The 18,825-nt window shown below is 63.3% G+C and carries 20 protein-coding genes; 12 read left to right on the top strand and 8 right to left on the bottom strand.

Going from position 1 to position 18,825, the window contains the following annotated elements:
* Nucleotides 1-10: 10 nt before the first annotated feature.
* The 11 genes from G4Z14_RS05955 to G4Z14_RS05905 all read left to right on the top strand — a co-directional run bounded on the left by G4Z14_RS05955 (nucleotide 11) and on the right by G4Z14_RS05905 (nucleotide 9,376).
* Nucleotides 11-874 (top strand): branched-chain amino acid aminotransferase, encoded by an 864-nt coding sequence (locus G4Z14_RS05955; RefSeq protein WP_164623869.1) that lies wholly within the window; start codon nucleotides 11-13, stop codon nucleotides 872-874.
* A 151-nt stretch (nucleotides 875-1,025) separates the two neighbouring features.
* A complete protein-coding gene (locus G4Z14_RS05950; protein ID WP_164623868.1) occupies nucleotides 1,026-1,481 on the top strand; it encodes a universal stress protein in 456 nt (151 codons plus the stop codon).
* Nucleotides 1,482-1,622: 141 nt separating this feature from the next.
* A complete protein-coding gene (locus G4Z14_RS05945) occupies nucleotides 1,623-1,811 on the top strand; it encodes a hypothetical protein (protein ID WP_164623867.1) in 189 nt (62 codons plus the stop codon).
* A gap of 78 nt (nucleotides 1,812-1,889) precedes the next feature.
* The gene (locus tag G4Z14_RS05940) at nucleotides 1,890-2,447 is read left to right on the top strand and encodes a NifU family protein (protein WP_164623866.1); all 558 of its coding nucleotides are present in this window, start codon (nucleotides 1,890-1,892) and stop codon (nucleotides 2,445-2,447) included.
* Nucleotides 2,437-3,060 carry a tRNA (adenosine(37)-N6)-threonylcarbamoyltransferase complex dimerization subunit type 1 TsaB gene (gene tsaB / locus G4Z14_RS05935; protein ID WP_164623865.1) on the top strand — a complete coding sequence of 208 codons (624 nt, stop codon included), beginning with the start codon at nucleotides 2,437-2,439 and terminating at the stop codon, nucleotides 3,058-3,060. The genes G4Z14_RS05940 and tsaB overlap by 11 nt, the downstream gene beginning before the upstream one ends.
* A 23-nt stretch (nucleotides 3,061-3,083) precedes the next feature.
* The gene (rimI, locus tag G4Z14_RS05930; protein WP_265331848.1) at nucleotides 3,084-3,491 is read left to right on the top strand and encodes a ribosomal protein S18-alanine N-acetyltransferase; all 408 of its coding nucleotides are present in this window, start codon (nucleotides 3,084-3,086) and stop codon (nucleotides 3,489-3,491) included.
* Between the two features lie 178 nt (nucleotides 3,492-3,669).
* The gene (locus G4Z14_RS05925; RefSeq protein WP_164623863.1) at nucleotides 3,670-4,665 is read left to right on the top strand and encodes a BMP family lipoprotein; all 996 of its coding nucleotides are present in this window, start codon (nucleotides 3,670-3,672) and stop codon (nucleotides 4,663-4,665) included.
* A 131-nt stretch (nucleotides 4,666-4,796) separates the two neighbouring features.
* Entirely contained in the window at nucleotides 4,797-6,335 is a 1,539-nt protein-coding gene (locus tag G4Z14_RS05920) for an ABC transporter ATP-binding protein (RefSeq protein ID WP_164623862.1), read from the top strand.
* A gap of 1 nt (nucleotide 6,336) precedes the next feature.
* Complete coding sequence (locus tag G4Z14_RS05915; protein WP_164623861.1) at nucleotides 6,337-7,491, top strand: ABC transporter permease; 1,155 nt, start codon at nucleotides 6,337-6,339, stop codon at nucleotides 7,489-7,491.
* 1 nt (nucleotide 7,492) lies between these two features.
* Complete coding sequence (locus G4Z14_RS05910; protein WP_164623860.1) at nucleotides 7,493-8,461, top strand: ABC transporter permease; 969 nt, start codon at nucleotides 7,493-7,495, stop codon at nucleotides 8,459-8,461.
* Nucleotides 8,462-8,581: 120 nt separating this feature from the next.
* Complete coding sequence (locus tag G4Z14_RS05905) at nucleotides 8,582-9,376, top strand: purine-nucleoside phosphorylase (RefSeq protein WP_164623859.1); 795 nt, start codon at nucleotides 8,582-8,584, stop codon at nucleotides 9,374-9,376.
* 3 nt (nucleotides 9,377-9,379) lie between these two features.
* On the opposite strand, the gene G4Z14_RS05900 is transcribed toward G4Z14_RS05905, so the two are convergent.
* The 8 genes from G4Z14_RS05900 to G4Z14_RS05865 all read right to left on the bottom strand — a co-directional run bounded on the left by G4Z14_RS05900 (nucleotide 9,380) and on the right by G4Z14_RS05865 (nucleotide 18,458).
* Nucleotides 9,380-10,321 (bottom strand): GlxA family transcriptional regulator, encoded by a 942-nt coding sequence (locus G4Z14_RS05900; protein ID WP_227751554.1) that lies wholly within the window; start codon nucleotides 10,319-10,321, stop codon nucleotides 9,380-9,382.
* Nucleotides 10,322-10,389: 68 nt separating this feature from the next.
* A complete protein-coding gene (locus tag G4Z14_RS05895; RefSeq protein ID WP_164623857.1) occupies nucleotides 10,390-11,457 on the bottom strand; it encodes a heme-dependent oxidative N-demethylase subunit alpha family protein in 1,068 nt (355 codons plus the stop codon).
* Nucleotides 11,458-11,466: 9 nt separating this feature from the next.
* A complete protein-coding gene (locus G4Z14_RS05890) occupies nucleotides 11,467-12,429 on the bottom strand; it encodes a PDR/VanB family oxidoreductase (protein WP_164623856.1) in 963 nt (320 codons plus the stop codon).
* The gene (locus G4Z14_RS05885; protein WP_164623855.1) at nucleotides 12,426-13,043 is read right to left on the bottom strand and encodes a dimethylamine monooxygenase subunit DmmA family protein; all 618 of its coding nucleotides are present in this window, start codon (nucleotides 13,041-13,043) and stop codon (nucleotides 12,426-12,428) included. The genes G4Z14_RS05890 and G4Z14_RS05885 overlap by 4 nt, the downstream gene beginning before the upstream one ends.
* Before the next feature lie 84 nt (nucleotides 13,044-13,127).
* The gene (locus G4Z14_RS05880; RefSeq protein ID WP_164623854.1) at nucleotides 13,128-14,267 is read right to left on the bottom strand and encodes an aminomethyltransferase family protein; all 1,140 of its coding nucleotides are present in this window, start codon (nucleotides 14,265-14,267) and stop codon (nucleotides 13,128-13,130) included.
* Nucleotides 14,268-14,426: 159 nt separating this feature from the next.
* On the bottom strand, nucleotides 14,427-16,190 hold the full coding sequence (locus G4Z14_RS05875; protein WP_164623853.1) for an APC family permease: 1,764 nt from the start codon (nucleotides 16,188-16,190) through the stop codon (nucleotides 14,427-14,429).
* A 317-nt stretch (nucleotides 16,191-16,507) separates the two neighbouring features.
* Entirely contained in the window at nucleotides 16,508-17,851 is a 1,344-nt protein-coding gene (locus G4Z14_RS05870) for an NAD(P)-binding domain-containing protein (RefSeq protein ID WP_164623852.1), read from the bottom strand.
* Between the two features lie 193 nt (nucleotides 17,852-18,044).
* Nucleotides 18,045-18,458 carry a universal stress protein gene (locus G4Z14_RS05865; protein WP_164623851.1) on the bottom strand — a complete coding sequence of 138 codons (414 nt, stop codon included), beginning with the start codon at nucleotides 18,456-18,458 and terminating at the stop codon, nucleotides 18,045-18,047.
* A 63-nt stretch (nucleotides 18,459-18,521) separates the two neighbouring features.
* On the opposite strand from G4Z14_RS05865, the gene G4Z14_RS05860 reads away from it, so the two are divergent.
* The gene (locus tag G4Z14_RS05860; protein ID WP_164623850.1) at nucleotides 18,522-18,803 is read left to right on the top strand and encodes a hypothetical protein; all 282 of its coding nucleotides are present in this window, start codon (nucleotides 18,522-18,524) and stop codon (nucleotides 18,801-18,803) included.
* Nucleotides 18,804-18,825: the final 22 nt, after the last annotated feature.

Genomic DNA, 18,825 nt, shown 5'->3' with positions numbered 1-18,825 from the left:
GGAGGCATTCATGGCATCGGGCACCAACATTCGCACGTTTTTCGAAGGCAAATGGCATGAGGGCAACATCCCCGTCATGCGCGCCGCAGACCACGGGGCCTGGCTTGGCTCGACCGTGTTTGACGGAGCGCGCTATTTCGACGGCATGGCGCCCGATCTTGACCTGCACTGCGCCCGCGTGAACCGTTCTGCCGAGGCGATGCTGCTGACGCCGACGATGGCCGCACAAGAGATCGAGGGCATCGCCCGCGAGGGCTTCAAGCTTTATGACAAGAACGCCGCGCTTTATGTCCGCCCGATGTATTGGGGGCAGGAGGACGACGGCTATGGCCTTGGCCCGCACCGGGACTACACCGGCTTTGCGCTGTGTCTGGAAGAAATCCCGATGTCGGCCCTCGACAACACCACAACGCTGACCACGACGAGCTTTCGCCGCCCGGTGCTGGCTGACAACGTCACCAACGCCAAGGCCGGCTGCCTTTACCCCAACAATTACCGCATGATCGCCGAAGCGCGCCGCAAGGGCTTTCAGAATGCGCTGGTGGCCGACGCCAATGGCAACGTGGCCGAGACGGCAACGGCCAATGTGTTCATCGTCAAGGATGGCGTGGCCCTCACACCCATTGCAAATGGCACTTTCCTTGCCGGCCTGACCCGCGCCCGCCACATCAAGAACCTGCGGGCCGATGGCGTCGAGGTGGTGGAAAAGGTCATCACCTTTGACGAGGTGCGCGATGCGGACGAAGTGTTCCTGACCGGAAACTTCAACAAGGTCAGCCGGGTGAGCCAGTTCGACGACGTGCATTACAAATCGCACGCCACGGCCAGCCGCGCCCGCGCGCTTTACTGGGATTGGGCAGCCTCGAACCGCTGAGGCGCCGATTTCTGCACAGAAATCGGACCGGAAAATGTGCATTTTCCGGTCCGGAGTTTTTCAAACTCCGGCGCGGAGCGGGGATGGCCGTTTTGGCAAGACTTGCCAGACTCCGTCCCTTCGGCAATACTCGACTGGAAGGGGAGAGATTATGCGCAAGTTTCTCGTCGTCCTTGACGACAGTCGCGAATGCCTGAATGCCATGCGCTTTGCCGCATTGCGCGCCTCTCATACCGGGGGGGGCGTGCAGATCCTGTCGATCCTGCGGCCTGAAGACTTTCAGGGCTGGATCGGCGTCGCTGACCTGATGCGGGCCGAAGCGCGCGAGCGGATCGAGGCGCATTTCGAGGTTTTCGCCAAATGGATGCGGGACAAGAAGGGCGTCAACCCCGAGCTTGTGATCCGCGAAGGCGACCCGGCCGCCGAAATTCTGGCCCAAGTGCGCGAAGACCCGGAAATCGGCGTTCTGGTGCTTGGGGCGGGCACCGACAAATCCGGTCCCGGCCCATTGGTGACGCAGATGTCGCGCAATTCCGGCAGCCTGCCCATTCCGATCACCATCGTACCGGGCGAGATGAGCAAGGAACGGCTGGAAAGCATCACCTGAGCGCCAGCGCACCAGTGCTGCGGCACAGCGCGCAGGCCGGCCATGCAGCACCGGAATGCTGCGGGCGCGAAACTCCCATTGCCGCAAGCGCATTGCTGCCTTATCTTGGGGACGAGGGAGATCGTCTCAAGGAGGCTTTTCATGGCCCTTCACATCCGCTCCATTCCCGCCAATTCCGCGCAACCCGTTGAAGTTCCCGGCCTGGCCTATTTCTCGACCCTCGCTGCCGATCTGCCGGTCCGCACACCCCCCTTGCGGGGCACCCTGCCCGGCAACCCTTTGATCGAAGCGCTGGAAGCCCATTTCGGCTATTACGTCGCACAGGACTGACTGGTCTTTGGCCGGGCCAAACCTTGACTCCGCGCCCCCCGGAGCGCATATCCGACTTGAACAGTCGGAGATACGCAGATGTTCATCCAGACAGAATCGACGCCGAACCCGGCCACGCTGAAATTCCTGCCCGGTCAGGCCGTGCTTGATGTCGGTACCGCCGATTTTCCTAGCGCCGATCAGGCAGGCAAATCGCCGCTGGCCACCCGGATCTTCGCGGTTGGCGGCGTGACGGGCGTGTTTTTCGGCACCGATTTCGTGACGGTGACCAAGGCCGAAGCCGTGGACTGGGGCCATATCAAGCCCGCGATCCTTGGCGCGATCATGGAGCATTACCAATCCGGCCAGCCGGTGATGACCGGCGAGCAGGCTGCCGCGCATCAGGCCCATGACGGGCCGGACAGCGACATCGTCAAGCAGATCAAGGAACTTCTCGACACCCGCGTACGGCCCGCCGTGGCGCAGGATGGGGGCGACATCACCTTCCACGGCTTTGACCGCGGGGTGGTCTATCTGCACATGAAGGGCGCTTGCGCTGGTTGCCCCTCTTCGACGCTGACCCTGAAGATGGGCATCGAGAACCTTTTGCGCCACTACATCCCGGAAGTGACCGAGGTACGCCCTGTTGCGGCCTGAGACGGTTCTGGCATTCGACACATCGGCGGCGCATTGCGCCGCCGCTTTGCTTTTGCCGGATGGCCGCGTGCTGAACCGGCTTGAAGCCATGGACAAGGGGCAGGCCGAACGGCTGATGCCGCTGCTGCAAGAGATGCTGGACGAGGCGGGGATCGGCTTTGGCGATCTGACGCGGATCGCAGTCGGCACCGGGCCGGGGAATTTTACCGGGGTGCGGATTTCCGTTGCCGCCGCGCGCGGGCTGGCGCTGGCGCTTGGCGTTCCGGCTTTGGGCGTGACCCGGCTGGAGGCGCTTGCCCACGGGTTGCCCCGGCCGCTGACCGTGATCGAGGATGCCCGGCGCGGCGCAGTCTATCTGCAGGTCTTTGGCCCTGACGCGACGGACGCCTGCCTGCTCGATGCGGTCCAGGTGCCGGCCACTGCCCGTACGCCCCATCTGACTGGCGACGCCGCCGGCCCCGCGGCCTTGCCCCCCGCCCTGCCGTTGGCGCAGGCGATTGCCGAGATCGCCGCTGCCCGCAGCCTGCCGCAGCCCCGGCCGGCTCCGTTCTACCTGCGCGGCGCGGATGCCGCCCCGCCGTCGGACCCGCCGCCGGTGCTTTTGCCGGGATGACGCGGCCCCTGTCCCCCGCCGAAATGGCCCGGCTGCATGCGGCCTGTTTCACCACCCCGCGCCCCTGGACCGAGGCCGAGTTCGCCGACCTGCTGTCCAGTCCGCTGTGCTTCGCGCTGACCGAGGACGGCGGGCTTTTGCTGGGCCGCGCCGTTGCCGGCGAGGCCGAGCTTCTGACCATCGCGGTCGCGCAGGCGCTGCGCCGCAACGGGCTTGGCCGACGGCTGATGCAGGGCTTTCTGGACGAAGCCGCCGCCCGCGGGGCCGATTCGGCCTTTCTGGAAGTTGCCGCGTCAAATCTCGCCGCGCAGGCGCTTTACCACGCCATGGGCTTTGCCGAGGCCGGGCGCCGGCGCGGCTATTATCACAGCCCCGCAGGCGGCTCGGAGGATGCACTGATCTTGGTCAGATCCTTGACCAAACCATCTTGAGACCAATTTTCCGCCAACTGGTCAGCAAAGCGGCGAAAACCAAAGCCGCAGCGGCACTTCACAGATTCCTGTTGACCCTTTGACGGCCTTCCGACCTAAACTGTCGACGATCCTTCCGCGCCCGCGCCTTGCGGACAAGATGGAGGGGCGTGAACAGTCTTAACCGGGAGAGCGATCCATGACCCTGATGAAACACCTGCTCGGCGCAGGCGCGACCTTGGCCCTGATGGCCGGCGCGGCCTTTGCCGATCCCGCCGTGATCTTCGACATGGGCGGCAAGTTCGACAAGTCCTTCAACGAAGCCGCCTACAACGGGGCCGAGAAGTGGAAAGCCGAAACCGGCACCGCCTACAAGGAGTTCGAGATCAAGGACAACGCCCAGCGCGAACAGGTGCTGCGCCAGTTCGCCGAAGAGGGCGTGAACCCGGTGGTCATGGTCGGCTTCATGTGGGGCGACGTGCTGGGCAAGATCGCCCCGGAATACCCGGACACCAAGTTTGCCATCATCGACATGGTCGTCGATGCGCCGAACGTCAAATCGGTGGTGTTCAACGAGCATGAGGGCTCCTACCTCGTCGGCATGATGGCCGCGCTGGCCTCCAAGACCGGCACTGTCGGCTTTGTGGGCGGCATGGACATTCCGCTGATCCGCAAATTCGGCTGCGGTTATGCCCAGGGTGCCAAGGCGGTGAACCCCGACATCAAGTTCATCTCGAACATGACCGGCACCACCCCGGAAGCCTGGAATGACCCGGTGAAGGGCGCCGAACTGACCAAGGCACAGAAGGCCCAGGGCGCGGATGTGGTGTTTGCCGCAGCCGGCGGCACCGGCATGGGCGTGCTGCAGGCGGCCAAGGACGAGGGCATCCTGTCGATCGGCGTCGATTCCAATCAGAACTACATCCAGCCCGGTTCGGTGCTGACCTCGATGCTGAAGCGCGTCGACAATGCCGTTTACGAGGCATTGAAGGAAGGCGAAAACCTGACCCCCGGCATCAACGTCATGGGTCTGGCCAATGACGGCGTCGGCTATGCCATGGACGAACACAACGCCGCGCTGGTGACCCCGGAAATGCAGGCCACCGTTGACGAGGCCGCTGCCAAGATCAAGTCGGGCGAAGTCGTCGTCCACGACTACATGGCGGACAACACCTGCCCGGCAGCCGAGTTCTGATCCGGTCTTCGATCTGACGACCAACCTCAGCCGCGCCCGACACCTCGGGCGCGGCGCTTTCCGAAGTGACGCCCCATGAAGCCGCAGCACAAGCGGAGGGGTTGCCAGTTCCCACAGGGGAGGGACACGCAATGGCTGACCCAGCCTTTGCCATCGAGCTGAAGGGCATTTCAAAGGCCTTCGGTCCGGTTCAGGCCAACAAGGACATCAACATCGCCGTGCCCAAAGGCACGATCCACGGCATCATCGGCGAGAACGGCGCCGGAAAGTCGACCCTGATGTCGATCCTCTACGGCTTTTACAAGGCCGATGCCGGCGAGATCTTCATCAACGGCCGGTTGACGGCCATCCCCGACAGCCAGGCGGCCATCCGCGCCGGCATCGGCATGGTGTTCCAGCATTTCAAGCTGGTGCAGAACTTCACCGTTCTGGAAAACATCATTCTCGGGGCCGAGGATGGCCCGCTTCTGAACACCTCGCTCGCCAAGGCCCGCAAGGCGCTGGCGGATTTGTCGCGCGAGTATGAACTGGACGTCGATCCCGATGCCCTGGTCGAAGATCTTTCGGTCGGTCATCAGCAGCGCGTGGAGATCCTCAAGGCGCTGTATCGCCAGGCCGATATCCTGATCCTGGACGAGCCGACCGGCGTGCTGACCCCGGCCGAGGCCGACCACCTGTTCCGCATCCTGCGCGGCCTGAAAGAGCAGGGCAAGACCGTCATCATCATCACCCACAAGCTGCGCGAGATCATGGAGGCGACCGACAATGTCAGCGTCATGCGGCGCGGTACCATGGTCGGCCATGTCTCGACCGACGAAACCAGCCCCGAGGCGCTGGCCGAGATGATGGTCGGGCGCAAGGTTCTCTTGCATGTCGACAAGGGCGATGCCCATGCCGGCGAGACGGTGCTGAAGGTCGAAGACCTGCGCGTGCGCGACGATGCCAGGGTCGAGCGGCTGAAGGGCGTGTCCTTTGAACTCCGCGCCGGGGAAATCCTTGGTATTGCCGGCGTGGCGGGCAACGGCCAGTCCGAACTTCTGGCCGCCCTGGGTGGCATCCAGCGCGCCACCGGGAAGGTGACGCTGAAAGGCGCCGACCTGCCCTTGTCGGGGGCCGGCGCCAACGGGCGTGCCCGCCGCGACGCCGGCATCGGCCATATTCCCGAGGACCGGCAGACGCTGGGCCTCATCATGGATTTCACCGCCTGGGAAAACATCGCCTTCGGCTATCACAACGAGCCGAAGTATCAGAAGAACGCGCTTGTCATGGACAATGCCGCAATCCGCGCCGACACCGAGGCCAAGATGGCGACCTTCGACGTCCGCCCGCCGATCCCGACGCTGCCGGCAAAAAGCTTCTCCGGCGGCAACCAGCAAAAGATCGTCGTCGCGCGCGAGATGGAAAGCGATCCCGATGTGCTGCTGATCGGCCAGCCGACCCGCGGCGTCGACATCGGCGCCATCGAGTTCATTCACAAGCAGATCATCGCGCTGCGCGACGCCGGCAAGGCCATTCTCCTCGTCTCCGTCGAACTGGACGAGATCATGTCGCTCTCCGATCGTATCGCGGTGATGTTTGACGGCCGGCTCATGGGCTTCCGCGATCCGGCCAGCACCAACGAGCGCGAGCTTGGCCTTCTCATGGCCGGCATTACCGGGGAGGCCGCCTGAGATGACGAAACTGCCGAAATGGGCCGATCTGGCGCTGGTGCCGATCATCAGCCTTGTGCTTGCGGCCCTCTGCGCGGCGCTGGTGCTGCTGGCCATCGGCCAGGACCCGCTGGCCGCGCTCGCGGTGATGGTGAACGGCGCGCTGGGTTCGGCGTCGGGCTGGGGTTACACGCTTTACTATGCCACCTCCTTCATCTTCACCGGCCTTGCCGTGACAGTCGCCTTCCATGGCGGCCTGTTCAACATCGGCGGCGAGGGGCAGGCGCTGTTGGGCGGGCTTGGCGTGGCGCTGGCCTGCCTGTTCATCCCCTGGCCGCATTGGAGCCTTGCCCTGATCGGCGCGGCAGTTCTGGGCATGGCCTTTGGCGGCGCCTGGGCGGCGGTGCCCGCCTATCTGCAGGCCAAACGTGGCAGCCACATCGTCATCACGACGATCATGTTCAACTACATCGCCGCGGCGCTGATGGTCTACCTTCTGGTCGATTTCCTGCGCCCGCCGGGCAGCATGGACCCGGCTTCGGCCCGCTTCGCCGCCGAACTCAGCCTGCCCAAGTTTCACGACATGCCGTTCCTGCAGGATTTCCTGCTGAAATACGACCCGGAAGGCGCGGTCAAGCTGACCAAGGACGGCCTGCCGCAATATCAGCGTGTGCCGGCCAACATCACCTTCTTCATCGCGCTCGCCTGCGCCTACCTTGTCTGGCTCCTGATGTGGCACACCCGGCTGGGCTATGAGATCCGCGCCTTCGGCAAGCAGGAAAAGGCAGCCAATTACGCCGGAATCTCGTCTTTCAAGATCACCATGACGGCCATGATGATCTCGGGGGCGCTGTCGGGACTGATGGCGATCAACAACGTGATGGGCCAGTCCGAGCGGCTGTTGCAAAACAGCGCGGAAGGGGCCGGGTTCATCGGTATCGCGGTGGCGCTGATGGGGCGCAACCACCCGGTCGGGGTGATCCTTGCCGCAGTGCTGTTCGGCTTTCTCTATCAGGGCGGCGCGGCGCTTGGCATGAACACCACCATCCCGGTCGAGCTGCGCACCGTGCTGCAGGGGCTGGTGATCCTGTTCACCGGGGCGCTCAACATGATGGTGGCACAGATGCTCGGCTGGTTCTTCCGGCCACGGGCGCAGACCCGGAAAGGAGGCGCCTGAGATGGATTACGCAACGCTCCTGCAAGTGCTGGATTCCTCCATCCGTCTGGCGACGCCGCTGCTGCTGGCCTGCCTCGCCGGGCTCTACTCCGAACGCGCCGGCGTGTTCGACATCGGACTTGAAGGCAAGATGCTGATCGCCGCCATGACCTCGGCCTCGGTCGCGGCAATTTACGGCTCGGTCTGGCTCGGTCTTGTCGCCGGGGTGCTGGCGAGCATGGCCTTTGCGCTGATCCATGGTGTCGCCTCGATCACCTTTCGCGGCAATCAGCTGATCTCCGGCGTGGCGCTGAATTTCGTGGCGGCGGGGATTACGGTGCTGATCGCGCAACACCTGTTCGGGCAGGGCGGACGGACTCCCTCGCTCGAAGGCGCCGCCCGCTTCCTGCCGATCGACCTGCCACTGGCGGGCGCCTTTGCCAGTGTTCCCGTGGTCGGCACTCTCTATGCCGAGGTGATCTCGGGCCACTCGCTTCTGGTCTATGCCGCGGCGCTGCTGGTGCCGCTAACCGCCTTTGTGCTTTACCGCACCCGCTACGGCCTGCGTCTGCGTGCAGTCGGAGAAAACCCGGCCTCGGTCGATACCGCCGGGGTTTCGGTGCGCAACCTGCGCTATTCCGCTGTGCTGATTACCGGCGTGCTGTGCGGCCTTGCCGGCGTCTACCTCGCCTGCGCCCTGCAGGCGGGCTTTGGTCGGGACATGACGGCAGGACGCGGCTACATCGCGCTGGCCGCGCTGATCTTCGCCAAATGGCGGCCGTGGCACGCGCTCTGGGCCTGCCTGCTCTTTGGTTTCTTCCAGGCGCTGGCGCTGCGGCCCGACGTCGTGGAAACCGTGACCTTCATGAAGGTTCCAGTGCCCTTCCTGGACGCCCTGCCCTATATGCTGACCGTCATCGTGCTGGCGGGCCTCGTCGGCAAGGCCATCCCGCCCCGCGCTGGCGGCGAACCCTATGTCAAGGAACGCTAGGGCCTTCAATGTGGCCCAAATATCCCACGGGGTAGTCTATTGGTTTCGCCATTGGTTCGAGAAACCAATGGACTGGGGGGTGTGCCCCCCCCGTATCCACCCTCAACGCCGGACCAACGAATGTCAGATCTTCTCCAAACCGTCCAAGCCCGCGCCGGGCATGAACCTGTCCGCCTCGGCCTTATCCTCGGCTCGGGGCTGGGCCATCTTGCCCATGCGGTCGAGGGTGTGGCCATTCCTTATGCCGATCTGCCCGGTTTTCCCCATGCCGGTGTCTCGGGCCATAACCCGAACCTGCATATCGGCACACTTGAAGGCGTTCGCGTCGCCGTCTTTGGCGCGCGCGAGCATTACTATGAGAACGGCAATCCCGCCGCGATGCGTCCGGCGCTGGGGCTGTTGCGGGCGCTTGGCGCCGACCACCTGATCGCCACCAACGCGGCGGGGTCGCTGCGGGCCGGTATCCGGCCCGGTGATCTGATGCTGCTGAACGACCACATCAACTTCTCCGGGCTGAACCCGCTGATCGGCGAAAAGACCGACGCCCGCTTCGTGCCGATGACCACCGCGCACGACCCCGATCTGCGCGCGGCCCTGAAAGCCGCTGCTGCGGCGGTCGATGTCGCCCTGCCCGAAGGGGTCTACACCTGGTATTCCGGCCCATCCTTCGAGACCCCGGCCGAGATCCGCGCGATCAGGATCCTTGGCGGCGATGCGGTGGGCATGTCGACCGTGCCCGAAGTGATCCTAGCCCGTTTCCTCGGGCTGAAAGTGGCGGCGATATCCACCATCACCAACATGGCCGCCGGCATGTCGGACGAAAACATCAGCCATGAGCACACCAAGGCCATGGCCCCTCTGGGCGCGGCCAAGCTGGAAAAGCTCTTGCGGCGCTACCTGCGAAGCCTGGGCTAAGGCCTATTCGGCAGCAGAGGACAGCTGGCTTAACCCGCTGGCCAGCCGTCGCTCGTCCTTGGGACTGACGCCGAACAATTCCTGATAATGCCGCGCCATCGGTGCCGGCGTCGGGTAGCCGACCGAAACCGCGATCTCGCGCAGCGGGTCATTGGAATAAAGCACCCTCTGCCGCGCCTTCGACAGCCTGAGATGCCGGTAATAGCGCAGCGGGCTTTGCCCGGTTTCGCGTTTGAACAACCGTTCGAAGTGTCGCCCCGACATCTCGACTGCCGCCGCCACATCGGGAATGCGCAGCGGGTCTTCGACATGGGATTCGAACAGCCGGATCGCCTCGCGGATCGGTGGCGTCAGGCGGTCGGCGGTGGCGGCGGTGCGGGCCACTGGCACTTTCTGGCTGGCGTCCTCGTCGCGCACGAACGGGTGCTGGAACCAGCAGGCGACTTCGGTCATGCATTGCCGGCCCAGCCGTTCCTCGATCAGCCGCAGCATCAGGTCAAAGACCGCCCCCGCGCCGGAGGCCGTCACCCGGCGCTTGTCGCGCAGGATCACTGCCTCGGAGGCCTTCACATCGGGAAACTCGGCCTTGAAGGCGGCCTCATAGCACCAATGCACCGAACAGCCGCGCCCCTCCATCAACCCGGCGCGGGCGAGCGGGAAGATCCCGCCCGAAAACGCGCCCAGCGTCAGGCCGGTCCGTTCCAACCAACGCAGGCGGGCCGGGCTGTGGCGGGGGTCGGCAAACTCGGCGGTCGGGGGGGCCAGCAGGTAAAGCTGGTCCAGTCCATCGGCCTCGGCCAGGGTGACATCGGGTTCGAACCGCACCTCGGCCGAGGACCGCACCGGGGCGTGGCTTTCGGCGACCAGCCGCCAGACGAACTCGGTCCGCCCCATGATTTCGTTGGCTGCCCGCAGCGGTTCGATGGCCGACGTCAGGCAAGCCATCGGGAACCCCGGAAACATCAGGAAACCAAGACGAAAGGGGCCTCCAGTTGCCATTCCAGTCCTCTCGATCAGTCCTCCGGCCACCAGCCGGGCGACGTCGGCGCGCCGTCGTCATATTTCGACAGCCACTCGGCCATGGCATCGCGGTTGCGGATGAAGCCCTTGTAGGTGGCCAGATCAGGATGCAGGTCACGCACCACCCGGTGCAGGCGGCGGCCCCATTTCGGCACCTGCACCAGCTCCTCGAACTTGCCGAGATAGGCGCGGATGTCGAAGGCGATCGCGTTCGAGCGCGGCAGGCGGTAAAGCGTCTGCAATTCCACGCGCAGGTGCATCATCGACCCCATGTTCTCCTGCGTCAGCCGGGTGCGCATGTGGCCCCATTCGGGGTAGGTCTCGGGCGCGGTGTCAAGCAGCGGGTTCACCGTCATCGTCCAGTTGAACCGCCGCACCGGGGCACCGTGCTGCAACTTCAAAAGAAATTTCAGCGCCCGGTCGAAGATGCCCTTTTCATGGGCGAGCGGCACCGGGGCGTGCCATTCGTGAAAGCTCATGCCGATGTCGAAATCCAGCGACCAGTCGGCCTGCGTCGTCACCATCCCCGCATCGACCCAGAGCGTGCCCTCGCGTTCGTCCTGCAAGGTGAAATCGCCCTGCGTCTGGCGGGTGATGTATTCCATCGGGCCATAGGGCAGCGTCGATTCGTCAAGGAAGGTGAACTTGTGGTCGATGCCCAGCGGGCGGTTGATCCAGTGCCAGCGGTTGCCGTCCTTGGTCAGCGAAAACCACTGCGGATATTCCCGCGCCTTGGTTTCCATGATGAGTTCCAGAAGGTCCCAACCCGCCAGCGTCATGTGCGGCAAGGACTGGCAGCGCAGCGGGTCATGGGCCAGAATCCGCGCCCGGTCGCGCATCTCGCTCAGGTAATGCTCGTCAACGTCGAAGGTCTTTTCGAAGACCGAGCCTTTACGCCCCGGTACATGCGGTTCCATGTTGACCGAATACATGTAGTCGTCACGGTCGAAGGGGAACGGAAAGCGCCGGATGTTCTGCGGCGAATTCCGGTAGGTGAAATCGTCGACGAAGGTTTCGTCGCGGAAGAAATCGTCAAACCCGTATTTGAAATCAAGGCTCATGGCGGTCTCCTAGCGTTCGATCACCAGCGTCTTGCCGGTGAAGCGGCTGACGCAGGGCATGATTTTGGTGTTGCTGGCCATTTCTTCCGGCGAAAGCCAATGGTCGCGGTGATCGACATGGCCATCGCATTTCACCACATTGGTTTCGCATTGCCCGCAGGCCCCGCCGCGGCAGAGATAGGGCGCATCGACGCCCGCCGCCTCGATCGCCTCCAGCAGCGACTGGGTCGGGCCGACGGTGATGGTCTTGTTCGACAGCGCCAGCTCAACCGAGAAGGGCGCGCCAGTGCCGGGGGCGAGAAATTCCTCGAAATGCACGGCATGAACCGGCCAGCCAGCGGTTTCGGCCGTCTTGCGCACCCATCCCAGCATCCCTTTCGGACCGCAGCAGTACAGATGCGTGCCGATGGGTTGACGAGCGAGGATTTCGGCCAGCGGCATTTGTTGGCCGAAATCGTCGAAATAAAGGTTCACGCGATCCGCTTGCCCGGCTTTCAACGCCTCACCATAGGCCGCAAGGCCCGGGTTGCGGGCGGCGTAGTGCAGTTCGAACTTGCCGCCGAACCGGGTCAGTTGCTTCATCATCGCGAGGAACGGCGTGATGCCGATGCCGCCGGCCAGAAACAGGTGCTTGCGCGCCCGATTGTCCAAGGGAAACAGGTTGACCGGATAGCTGACCACCATCTCCATGCCCGGCTTGACATGGGTATGCATGTAAAGCGAGCCGCCCCGACCCTGATCGTCGCGCCGCACCGAAATTTCATAGCCCGAGCGGTCCTCGGGATCGGACATCAGCGAATAGGGGTTCAGCCGCCTTGTGCCGTGGTCGTCCATCTCCACCACGGTATGCGCGCCGCCGGAAAACGCCGGCAATTCGCCACCGTCGCGCGGAACAAACCGGAAACGGGTGATGAGGTCGTTGACGCGGACCACTTCGGCCACGCGGACATGGAGTTTTGCGCCACCGCTCATTTGAACCGCTCCACCGCTGCGGGGATCAGCCCCTTGTCTTCCGCATCAATGTTCACCCCCTGAAAGGCCGCGATCCGCCGGGAATAGTGGTCGCGCACATACAGGTGCAGCCCGCAATGGCTGCACTGGAAGGGATCGGTCTTCACGTTTTCGGTGATGCCCTTGCAATGCACGCATTGCACCCGCCGCACAGTCGAGCCGCGATGCTCTTTCTGGATATCGACATGCGGGAAACCCAGAACCATGATGTCGCGCTCGGCCTGCCCCATCAGCCCTTCGCTGCCGGTCAGGTAGATCTGCGCCCCCATCGGGGTGTTCTGAAGCACCCGGGCCAGACGGAACAGCAGCGTCGGAACCGAGGCCGCGTGCTGCGCCTGCGCCGCGCCCAAGGCGGCGACGCGGTCCCAGGCATCGGTGCCGTTCGGGCCGGCAGTGTAAAGGATATGGCTTTTCGCCAGCATGGCGGGTGCATCGGCGGCCTTGGCGAACATCTCGGCCACGGCCTCTGCGCCTTCGCCATCGGCGATGATCAGGTGCATGGCCCCCGGGCGCGGTTCAAGCACGCCATACACCGGACGGCTTTTTATCGAGGGTGGAAAGTCGGTCTTTGTCATGGTCCTCAAACCTGTAGAATGGCGGGAGACGTTTCCGGCAAGGCCCCTGTCCGCGCCGACGGGCCGTGCCGGAAACCGAAGGGATCAGCCCTGAACCGTGCGGCGTTTCTTGTCGACGTCGTAGAACGGCAGCGCCGCCGACTTGCCCTTGATCGCGCCATGGGTGTCGCAACGAACCTCAAGCGCCGTGCCGTTGTTGGCGTCTGCGACCGGCAGGCGGGCGATGGCCACAGTCCAGTTGTTCAGCGGCGAGTGCATGGCCTGCGTCACCACGCCCACCTGCTTGCCGTCCTTGAACACCGGCGCGCCGTTGCCCGGCACGTTCTTGCCTTCCAGCATCATGCCGGAAATCTTGAAACGCTCGCGGCCCTTCAGCCGGTAATGCTCCTCGGCGCCACGGAAGCCCACCTTGCCGGGCGAGACGGTGAAATCAAGGCCAAGCTCCCACAGCGTGTCGCCGGGGCCTTCGTTTTCGAACGGGTACATCTCGGAATTGTCGAAGGGGAAGAACAGCAGATAGCTTTCGGTCCGCAGCATATCCAGCGTGGTAAAGCGGCAGGGGATGATGCCCATGGCAGCGCCTTCTTCCAGAATGCGGTCCCAGATCATCACCGCGTCCTGACCGCGGCAGAAGATCTCATAGCCGCGCTCGCCGGTATAGCCGGTGCGGCTGATGGTGATCGGCTTGCCGAACAGGCTGGCGCCCATATGGCTGAAATAGGCCAGATTGCGGATGCCCGGAATGTGCTTTTCCAGATAGTCGACGGCCAGCGGGCCTTGCAGCGACAGGTCGTGCAGGTTGTCGTCAAAGCGAATCGACACGTCGCGCCCGGTGGCGGCCATGGTCAGCTGCTCGTGACCTTGGCCAGAGCCATGCACCACGGTGAACGAGTTCGGACCCATGCGGTAGATCACGCAGTCGTCGATGAACTTGCCGGCGTCGTTCAGCATGCAGGCATAGACCGCCTTGCCCGGCATCAGCTTTTCCACGTTCCGCGTGGTGGCACGCTCGATCACATGGCTGGCGGCATGGCCGGTGATATGCACCTTCTTCAGCCCTGATACATCCATCAGGCCGGCCTTGGTGCGAATCGCCATGTATTCGGCATCCGGGTCGCCCTTGGAATAGGACCAGGCGGTGCCCATGCCCGACCAGTCTTCAAGGTTGGAGCCAAGGGCCCGGTGGCGGTCAACGAGCGTCGAAAAACGCCAGGAATTGGTCATGCGAGTCTCCCAGTGTTGGTATGATTTTAGCCAAGTCTGTTGGGGTTCCCGACAAAAAGCAATAATGAAATTCAAGTATTTTTCTTCTGAGAAAACATTATGCAAAAAAACAGGGGCCGCTCGCGCGGCCCCTTTCGATCGTATGGTTGCGGTGTCGGCTCAGGCCGGCAGCACGAAGAACCAGTTGGCCCAAAGAACCACCACCACACCGGCGACAAGCGCCAGATAAGGCAGCATTCCGGCCTTGCGCTCGCCAAGTTCGCCTTCTTTCAGGCCCAGATCGTCATAGGCCTCTTTCGGGAACCGGCCGCCGTCCTGCATGTAGTGGCGATACCAGAACACCGGGATGATGAAGGCGGCGAAAATCACACCCGACCACAGGGCGTTTTCATAGCCCCAGACTTTCGCGCCGGCGCCAAGGAACAGCGCGTTGACGAAGGCGAGGATCGTGTTCACCCCGATCAGCCAGCCGGGCGCTTTCCACGGCCGGTCAAGATGCGCCGAATCGATGCGGTGGATCCAGCCGGCGTTCAGGTTCAGGAAGTTGAACATGATGTAGCCGACGTTCGAAATGGCCAGCACATAGAAATAGCCCGCCACGTCCGAGGCCAGCGCCAGCAGGATGACGTTGAAGGTGAAGTCGGTCCACATCGCCTTGGACGGGGCGCCGTGGCTGTTCACCGAGCCGAGGTATTTCGGCAGCCAGCCATCGCGCGAGCCCTGATAGAGCGTCCGCGACGAGCCGGCCATCGCGGTCATGATCGCCAGGAACAGCGCCAGAATCATCAGGATCACGAAGATCTGGGTCAGCACCGGCCCGCCGCCGATCATGTTGCCCAAAGCCTCGCCCACGCCGGTGCCATCGACGATGCCGGTGGCCAGCATGCCCTCCATCCCCAGAACGCCCTGGAACGAGAAGGGGATCAGGAAGAAGAACACGGCGCAGAGAAGGCCCGAGTAGAAGATCGCGCGGAACGTGTCGCGCTTGGGGTCTTTCAGTTCTGCCGTGTAGCAGACCGCGGTTTCAAAACCGTAGGTCGACCAGGCGGCAATGTAGAGACCGCCGAGGAACAGCGTCCAGCCGCCGATGCTCCAGTCGCCATCGACGCCGGAATAGGCCGCCGTCGGGGGCAGAAGGTTGGTGACGTTCATGCTGTCGATCGCGCCGGTGAAGATCGGCACCAGACCCACCAGCAGAAGCGGCACCAGCACGATGATCGCCAGCCACTTCTGGGCATTTGCGGTCGAGGAAATGCCGCGCTCCTGAATGAACAGGATGATCAGCATCAGGATCACCCCGATGATGAAGGTCGAGTTGAAGTGCAGCGTGCCAAGGCCGGGTACGACGATGTTGAACGCCTCATAGCCGCGGAACCACGGGGTCAGCGCGGTGACTCCGTCAGCGGCCGCCACGGCCTTGATGGCGTCTTCCGCCGCCACGCCGGCATTGGCCGCCATGTAGTCGATCACCGACTGGGTTTCCGCCGTGTAGCTGGCGATGTTGGCTGCGACCCAGTCCACCACCTGCTGGCTTTCGGCCAAGGGGATCGGGAACAGCGCGTTCAGGATGTAGCCTGCCGCGATGGCGCAGCCCAAGGACAGCACCGGCGACCAGGCGAACCAGTTGCACCACACCGACAAGGGCGCGATCAGCTTGGAATAGCGCAGCCAGGCGGTCGCGCCGTAAACGCTGGTACCGCCCGACTTGTTGCCGAACATCCCGGCCATTTCGGCATAGGTAAAGCTTTGCAGAAAGCCCATCACCATCGAGATCATCCACACAAGGAAGGCCAGCTTCCCCGTCGTCCCTGCAATCCCACCGATCGAGAACAGCACAAGGGGCGGCACCCCTGCCGCAACCCAGAAAGCGCCCTTCCAATCCAGTGCCCGGACCATCTGGCCCGAACCCGTTTCCTTCGTCATTTCCCTGTTCTCCTGTTTGTTCCGGCGGATGTTCAGGGCGGCTCCCATTCCTCCCCCTCCGCGCGTTCCCGTCTTCGTTGCCGCCCCGGGTTTTCCCAAGGGCGGGCCTTCACTCTCCTTCTTCCCTCAGGCCGCCGCCCCCTGCGTGCCGCGACCGGATGTCGCAAGCAAAGCACGCGGATGAACACATGGCGAGAAGAATTTTAACTTTGCGAAAATTTGTTTCCTGGGGCTTCGGCGCCCCTCAGGCTTTGCCTGATTTTTCAACGCAAAAGGCCCCCGGCAGCTGGTCCGGAGGCCCTTGAGGAACCGAGAAGTCAGTTCCTGAGATAGCTTTCCATCGAATCCTCCAGCGCATCCTTCCAGGGCGTGTGGTGGACGGGCGCCATGGTGCCGGTGATGACCGACCGATAGGCATGGTTGCGGAAGGCCATGATGTCGTCTTTCTTGTGGTCTTTCCACTCGAAGAAGGCCTCGCAGGCCCCGTCGACGTCAAAGGACGGATAGTCGGTCTCGGCGATCAGTTCCTTTACATAGTCGCCCTGGTAATGGATGGCATCGTGGGCATCCTGCCCCGCATCCTCACCCGCGACCCGGGCCTCGACATCCTTCAGCATCGTGGCCTTGTCGGTCGGCAGCGCGATCCGCCCGAGAATGGCATCACGCACCCACCAGGCTTGGGCGTCGAACATGTTGAAGGTGAACCACTGGTCCTGCATGCCGAGATAGAACATCTTCGGATTATGCACATAGACCACGCCCTTGTAGAGGTCGGCGGTCGCCAGGCGGTTCGCGGTTTTCAGGCGCAGATTGTCGGGCAGGAAGGGGAAGTGGTGCTTGTAGCCGGTACACAGGATGATCGCATCGACCTTCTTCGAGGTGCCGTCGGTGAAATAGGCGGTGTCCTCGTCCACCCGCGCCAGCGCCGGAACCTCTTTCCAGTTGTCGGGCCAGTCAAAGCCCATCGGCGCGTTGCGATAGGCAACGGTGATCGACTTGGCGCCGTATTTCCAGCACTGGCTGCCGATGTCCTCGGCCGAATAGCTGGAGCCGAGCAGCAGCAGGTCCTTGCCCTTGAACTCGCGCGCGTCGCGGAAATCATGGGCATGCAGTACGCGGCCGTTGAACCTGTCGAAGCCGGGGTATTCCGGCACGTTCGGCGTGCTGAAATGGCCCGAGGCGCAGATCACATGGTCGAATTCTTCCTCATACATGCTGTCCTTCACCAGATCGTGCGCGGTGACGGTGAAATTGCCCTTGGCTTCGTTGTATTTGACGAAGCGCACCGGGTGACGGAAGCGGATCCACGGGCGGACCCCGGCCTTTTTCACCCGACCCTCGATATAATCCACCATGACGGCGCGCGGCGGGTAGCTGGCGATCTGTTTGCCGAAATGCTCTTCGAACGAGTAGTCGGCGAATTCCAGACCCTCTTTCGGACCGTTGGTCCAGAGGTAGCGATACATCGAGCAATGCACGGGCTCGCCGTATTCGTCCAGCCCGGTGCGCCAGGTGTAGTTCCAGAGGCCCCCCCAATCGCCCTGCTTTTCAAAACAGACGATTTCAGGAATTTCGGCCCCTTTTGCCTTGGCAGACTGGAACGCGCGCAGCTGGGCAAGCCCCGACGGACCTGCACCGATAACGGCAACTCTCTTCTTCATTGACACCTCCGGCTGATGGATTCTGGCAGATTGTTTCGCGCGCTGCCTTAGGCCAAATGCTAGAATCGGAGTTGCGTCTGTGTCAAATCTTTTTCCTGAAGTGAAAAAAATTCCGACCCGTCCCGCCACCGCGGGAGAGTCGGAAAATCAGGCATCTGCCTATCATATCAGCGCCGGACGGACCCCGTCCGCTTCAACGGGCAACCGTAACCGTGCAAGGCGCCTGTCCCGCCACTTCGGCAGCAACCGACCCCAGAACCAGGCGCTTCACGCCGCGCTTGTCGCCGGTTCCCATGACGATGTGGTCATAGGCATTCTGTTCGGCATAGGCGATGATCGCAGGGGCGGCCTCGCGCGCCACCAGTTCCACCGTGCCCACGTCGACAAGCCCGGCGGCCTTGCCTGCAGCCTCGGCGGCCCCCAGAAGTTCGGCCACTTCGCCTTCCTTCCAGTGGTTGATGGTCGGCCCGCGTGCGCCGCCATGCGCGATGTTCACCACGCACACCGTCAGCCGGGCGCCGCTTTGTTTCGCCAGCTCCACCGCGCGGTCAAATCCCACTTTGGCGTGATCGCTTCCATCGGTCGGGCAGAGAATCTTGTTGCTCATATCCGTCTTCCCTTATGCTGTGTTAACCTCGCGAACAGTATGCCACAAATCCCGCCCACTGCCTTGACTTGCATCAAAATTTGTTCACCCGAGGGCAAGAAAGTTGAGAGATTCATTCATGAAATCCATCGCCGCCTGAACCGCCGGACCGCCCGCAGTCACGACGACGCCATCGTGCGCTTTGCCCGACCCAATGGCAGGCGTGTGGGGCAAGCGGATCGCGACGCGACGCCTGACACGGGCTTTCTTCCCTGCATCCGCAAGGGCGACCTGCACGAAAGCGATGGAACCGGGCTGCGCGCCGGTGTTCCGGCGCGGCGGAACGGCGTACAAGTCCTGGAATGAAAAGAGACCCCGGATCGCTCCG

Source organism: Tabrizicola oligotrophica, assembly GCF_011008935.1.
In the GTDB taxonomy this organism is placed as follows: domain Bacteria; phylum Pseudomonadota; class Alphaproteobacteria; order Rhodobacterales; family Rhodobacteraceae; genus Tabrizicola_A; species Tabrizicola_A oligotrophica.
The sequence above is the reverse complement of the archived record's forward strand: the minus strand, read 5'-3'. Positions and strand labels throughout refer to the sequence as shown.